Source organism: Ramlibacter sp., from assembly GCF_013697775.1.
Taxonomy (GTDB): domain Bacteria; phylum Pseudomonadota; class Gammaproteobacteria; order Burkholderiales; family Burkholderiaceae_C; genus Ramlibacter.
The window spans coordinates 1-5,774 of the sequence record NZ_JACCWG010000175.1 but is presented as its reverse complement, the minus strand read 5'-3'; the positions used below and the strand labels follow the sequence as shown (position 1 = coordinate 5,774).

General features: G+C 68.8%; 3 protein-coding genes. All 3 read left to right on the top strand.

What is annotated here, in order from left to right; translation table 11 throughout:
- Positions 1-3,528, top strand: a 3,528-nt coding sequence (locus H0U68_RS08620; RefSeq protein ID WP_296354629.1) for a response regulator, incomplete at its 5' end; no start/stop codon positions are given.
- A gap of 4 nt (positions 3,529-3,532) precedes the next feature.
- A complete protein-coding gene (locus tag H0U68_RS08615) occupies positions 3,533-5,272 on the top strand; it encodes a response regulator (protein ID WP_296354626.1) in 1,740 nt (579 codons plus the stop codon).
- A 26-nt stretch (positions 5,273-5,298) separates the two neighbouring features.
- Positions 5,299-5,774 (top strand): AMP-binding protein (locus tag H0U68_RS08610; RefSeq protein ID WP_296354624.1); only part of this gene is annotated, 476 nt, incomplete at its 3' end.

Below are 5,774 nucleotides of genomic sequence, written 5' to 3'. Positions count from 1 at the left end.
CTGGGCGTGCAGGCCGTGGTGCCCGGCGTGGCGGGCACCTGGAAGGACCTGACCGACTCGGTGAACACCATGGGCGTGAACCTCACGTCCCAGGTGCGCAACATCGCCGAGGTGACCACCGCCGTGGCGCGCGGCGACCTGAACCAGAAGATCACGGTGGACGTGAAGGGCGAAATCCTGGAGCTGAAGAACACCATCAACACCATGGTCGACCAGCTCAACTCGTTCGCCGGCGAGGTGACGCGGGTGGCGCGCGAGGTGGGCACCGAAGGCAAGCTGGGCGGCCAGGCCCAGGTGGCCGGCGTGGGCGGCACTTGGAAGGACCTGACCGACAACGTGAACTTCATGGCGTCCAACCTGACCGAGCAGGTGCGCGGCATCGTGAAGGTGGTGACGGCCGTGGCCGACGGCAACCTGTCGCAGCGCCTGACGGTGCAGGCCAAGGGCGAGGTGGCGGCGCTGGCCGACACCATCAACGGCATGACCGACACGCTGGCCACCTTCGCCGACCAGGTGACCAACGTGGCGCGCGAAGTGGGCGTGGAAGGCCGGCTGGGCGGCCAGGCGCACGTGCCCGGCGCGGCCGGCACCTGGAAGGACCTGACCGGCAACGTGAACCTGCTGGCGGCCAACCTGACCACGCAGGTGCGCGCCATCGCCGAGGTGGCCACCGCGGTGACCAAGGGCGACCTGACGCGCTCGATCCAGGTGGAGGCGCGCGGCGAGGTGTCCGACCTGAAGGACAACATCAACACGATGATTTCCAACCTGCGCGAGACGACCGAGTCGAACCGCGAGCAGGACTGGCTCAAGACCAACCTGGCACGCTTCACCGGCATGCTGCAGGGCCAGCGCGAACTCAATACCGTGGGCAAGATGCTGCTGTCCGAACTGGCGCCGCTGGTCAATGCGCACCAGGGCAGCATCTACCACAACGGCAGCCTGGAGGACGGCGGCAACGAGCTGGTGCTGCTGTCCACCTACGCGCAATCCGGCAGCCTGCCGCTGTCCAGCCGCCTGAAGATCGGCGAAGGCCTGGTAGGCCAGTGCGCGGTCGAGGGGCGGCGCATTTTGCTGACCGACGCGCCGGCGGATTTCGTCACCATCAGCTCCAGCCTGGGCCAGGCGCACCAGGTCAGCGTGGTGGTGATCCCGGTGCTGTTCGAGAACGAGACCAAGGCGGTGATCGAGCTGGCCTCGCTGCAGCCGTTCAGCGCGGTGAACCTGAACTTCCTGGACCAGATGGCGCTGTCCATCGGCGCGGTGTTCAACACCATCGAAGCCACCATGCGCACCGAGGGCCTGCTCACGCAGTCGCAGCAGCTCACGGCCGAACTGCAGTCGCGCCAGACCGAGCTGCAGCAGACCAACGAGGAACTGGGCACCAAGGCGCGCCTTTTGGCCGAGCAGAACGCCGAGGTGGAGCGCAAGAACACCGAAGTGGAACAGGCGCGCCGCGCGCTGGAAGAAAAAGCGTCCGAACTGGCGCTCACGTCGAAGTACAAGTCCGAGTTCCTGGCGAACATGTCGCACGAGCTGCGCACGCCGCTGAACTCCATCCTGATCCTGTCGCAGCAGCTGGCCGAGAACGCCGCAGGCAACCTCACGCCGCGGCAGATCGAGTTCTCGCGCAACATCAACTCTTCGGGCAGCGACCTGCTGAACCTGATCAACGACATCCTGGACCTGTCAAAGATCGAGTCGGGCACGGTGACGGTGGACGTGGAGGACATCTCGTTCAACTGGCTGCGCGAAAGCATCGACCGCAACTTCCGCCACGTGGCCGAGGCCAAGAACCTGCCGTTCCTCGTCAAGTTCGCGGACGACCTGCCGCGCACCATGGACAGCGACCCCAAGCGGCTGCAGCAGATTCTGAAGAACCTGCTGTCCAACGCGGTGAAGTTCACCTCGCAGGGCCAGGTGGAAGTGCGCGTGTGCACGGCCACCAGCGGCTGGAGCCCGGAACACCCGGTCTTGAGCCAGGCGCCGCAGGTGGTTGCCTTCGAGGTGCAGGACACCGGCATCGGCGTGGCGCCGGACAAGCAGCGCCTGATCTTCGAGGCCTTCCAGCAGGCCGACGCCGGCACCTCGCGCAAGTACGGCGGCACCGGCCTGGGCCTGGCCATCAGCCGCGAACTGGCGGTGCTGCTGGGCGGCGAGATCCGGCTGCAAAGCGTGCATGGCAAGGGCAGCACCTTCACGCTGTACCTGCCGCTGCACTACACCGGCCCCGACTCGTCCACCGTGATGCGCAAGGCCAAGGCGCCGGGCAGCGACGTGGCGATGCCGGTGCTGGCGCTGCCGGTGGCGCGCGAGGAGCACATCGCCGACGACCGCGACGACATCATGCCGGGCGACCCGGTGCTGCTGGTGATCGAGGACGACCCGCACTACGCGCGCGTGCTGCTCGGGCTGGCGCGCGACAAGGGCTTCCGGGGCCTGGTGGCCACCAAGGGGTCGATGGGCCTGTCGCTGGCGCGGCAGTACCGGCCGGCGGCCATCTCTCTGGACATCTACCTGCCCGACATGCTGGGCTGGACGGTGCTCAACCAGCTGAAGCTGGACCCGGCGCTGCGCCACATTCCGGTGCAGATCATCTCGATGGAGGAAGAGCGCCAGCACGGTCTGGCGCACGGCGCCTTCGCCTATGTGGTGAAGGAGTCCACCACCGACAACCTGGAAGCGGCCATCGAGCGGCTGAGGAAATTCACCGTGCCGCGCACCAAGCGGCTGCTGGTGGTGGAGGACAACGACATCGAGCGCGGCGCGGTGGTGGAGCTGCTGGCCCACGACGACATCGAGATCGTCACCGCCGCCAGCGGCGACGAGGCCCTGGCCGCGCTGCAGGGCGAGCCGTTCGACTGCGTGGTGCTGGACCTGCGCCTGCCCGACATGAGCGGCTTCGAGCTGCTGGAGCGGCTGCGCGCCGACGAGGCGCTGCTGCCGGTGCCGGTGGTGGTGTTCACCGGCAAGGACCTGAGCGCCAACGAGCAGATGCGGCTGAACACCATGGCCAAGAGCATCGTGCTCAAGGACGTGCGCTCGCCCGAGCGCCTGCTGGACGAAACGGCGCTGTTCCTGCACCGGGTGGTGACCGACCTGCCTGCCGCCAAGCAGGCCATGCTGGACCGCCTGCACGACTCCTCGGAGGTGCTGCGCGGGCGCAAGGTGCTGGTGGTGGACGACGATGCGCGCAACATCTTCGCGCTGACCTCGGTGCTGGAGAACCACGAGGTGGAGGTGATCAGCGCCACCAACGGCCGCCACGCCATCGACATCATCAAGAGCACGCCCGAGCTGGAAATGGTGCTGATGGACATCATGATGCCGGAGATGGACGGCTACGAAACCATGCGCGAGATCCGCAAGGACCCGGCGTTCCGCACGCTGCCGATCCTGGCGCTGACCGCCAAGGCCATGAAGGGCGACCGCGAGAAGTGCCTGGATGCAGGTGCCAGCGATTACATTTCCAAGCCTGTCAACACCAACCAGCTGCTCTCGCTCATGCGGGTGTGGCTGTACCGGTAATCCTATGGATGAATCGCTGCGCACCTCCTCGCCCGCCGACGCCCTGCCGTCGGCCGAGGCGATCACGGTCAACATCCTGATCGTGGACGACGAGCCCAGGAACCTCGCGGTGCTGGAGAGCATCCTGGACGAGCCCGGCTACCGCCTGGTGCGCGCCAACTCGGGCGAGCAGGCGCTGCTGGCGCTCATGGCCGAGGAGTTCGCGGTGCTGGTGCTGGACGTGCGCATGCCCGGCATGACCGGCTTCGAGCTCGCGCAGATGGTGAAGGACCGCAAGAAGACCGCGCGCATCCCGATCATCTTCCTCACCGCCTACTACAACGAGGACCAGCACATCCTGGAAGGCTACGGCACCGGCGCGGTGGACTACCTGCACAAGCCGGTGAACCCGGCCGTGCTGCGCTCCAAGGTGTCGGTGTTCGCCGAACTGCACCGCCGCGGCAGCGCGCTGGAGGCGTCCAACCGCATGCTGCTGGGCGAGGTGGCCGAGCGGCGGCGCGCCGAGGAGCGTCTGTCGGAGCTGAACGCCTCGCTCGACCGGCGCGTGACCGAGCGCACGCATGCGCTGCAGGTGAGCGAGGACCGGCTGCTGGAGGCGCACCGCCGCAAGGACGAATTCCTGGCCACGCTGGCGCACGAACTGCGCAACCCGCTGGCGCCGGTGCGCAACGCGGTGGAGCTGCTCAAGCGGCCCGGTCTGCCGCAGGAGAAGGTGGCCTGGGCCACCGAGCGCATCGACCGCCAGGTGCACGCGCTCGCCCGGCTGGTGGATGACCTGATGGACGTGAGCCGCATCAGCCAGGGCCGCATCGAGCTGCGCCGCACGCCGGTGGCGCTGAACGACGTGCTGGCCGACGCGGTGGAGACCGTGCGCCCGCTGATGGACGAGCAGCGCCACGAGTTCGCGATGCTGCTGCCCGACGACCAGCTGGTGGTCGACGCCGACCGCCTGCGGCTGGCGCAGGCCTTCACCAACCTGCTGCACAACGCGGCCAAGTACACCGAACCCGGCGGGCGGGTGGAGCTGGGCGTGCTGATCGAGCGGGAGCAGGCGGTGGTCACCATCCGCGACACCGGCATCGGCATTCCGCCCGACCGGCTGGACAGCGTGTTCGAAATGTTCTCGCAGGTCGAGTCGGCGCTGACGCGCTCGCGCGGCGGCCTGGGCATCGGCCTGTCGCTCACCCAGCAGCTGGTGCAGATGCACGGCGGCGCCGTCAAGGCCTACAGCGACGGCCCGGGCCAGGGCAGCCGCTTCCACGTGCACCTGCCGCTGGTGACCGCGCGGGTCGCGGCGGCGGAACCGGTGCAAGCCGAAGTGGAAGCAGCGGACGCGGGCTCCGGGCAGCCGCTGCGCATCGTGGTGGCCGACGACAACGTCGATGCCGCCGAGACGCTCGCGGTGCTGCTGGAACTCCTGGGCCACAGCGTGTGGCAGGCGAACGACGGCGAGGCCGCGGTGCGCCTGGTGGCCGAGCACGACCCGCAGCTGGTGCTGCTGGACATCGGCATGCCCAAGCTGAATGGCCTGGGCGCCTGCCGCCAGATCCGCGCGCAGCCCGGCGGCGAGCAACGCTTTATCGTCGCCCTGACCGGCTGGGGCCAGCCGCACGACCTGCAGCAGTCCACCGAGGCCGGCTTCGACCGCCACCTGGTCAAGCCGGCCGACGCGCCGGTGCTGGAACAGCTGGTTGCGCAATTGCCGCAGCGGCGCCCCGCCGCGGACGTGCGCGACACCGGCTGAGGCGTTTTCTTCCGTCTTCGGCCGCGATGTTTCCCACCCTCCTGTTCGACGACGAGACCATCACGCCCGCGCAGCTGCGCGACCGCGCGCTGCGCGCCGCCGCGGGCTTCGCGGCCTGCGGCATCGGCGAGGGCGACGTGGTCGCCGTGATGCTGCGCAACGAGCCCGCCGCAGTCGAAGCAGTGCTGGCGGCGCGCCACATCGGCGCGTACTGGTGCGGCCTCAACTGGCACTTCAAGACGGCCGAGGCGCGCTGGGTGCTGGAGGACAGCGGTGCCAGGCTGCTGGTAGCGCACGCGGATCTGTTGGCGCAGATCGAAGGCGGCATCCCGCCGGGCGTGACGGTCCTGGCCGTGCAGCCGCGGCCGCTGACGGTGCGCCAGTACCAGCTGCAGGAGCCGGCTGCGCTGCCGCCGGGCGTGCAGATGTGGGACGCGTGGCTGCAGGGTTTCGAGCCGGCGCCGGGCGAGATGCAACGCGCGCGCGGCTTCATGCCCTACAC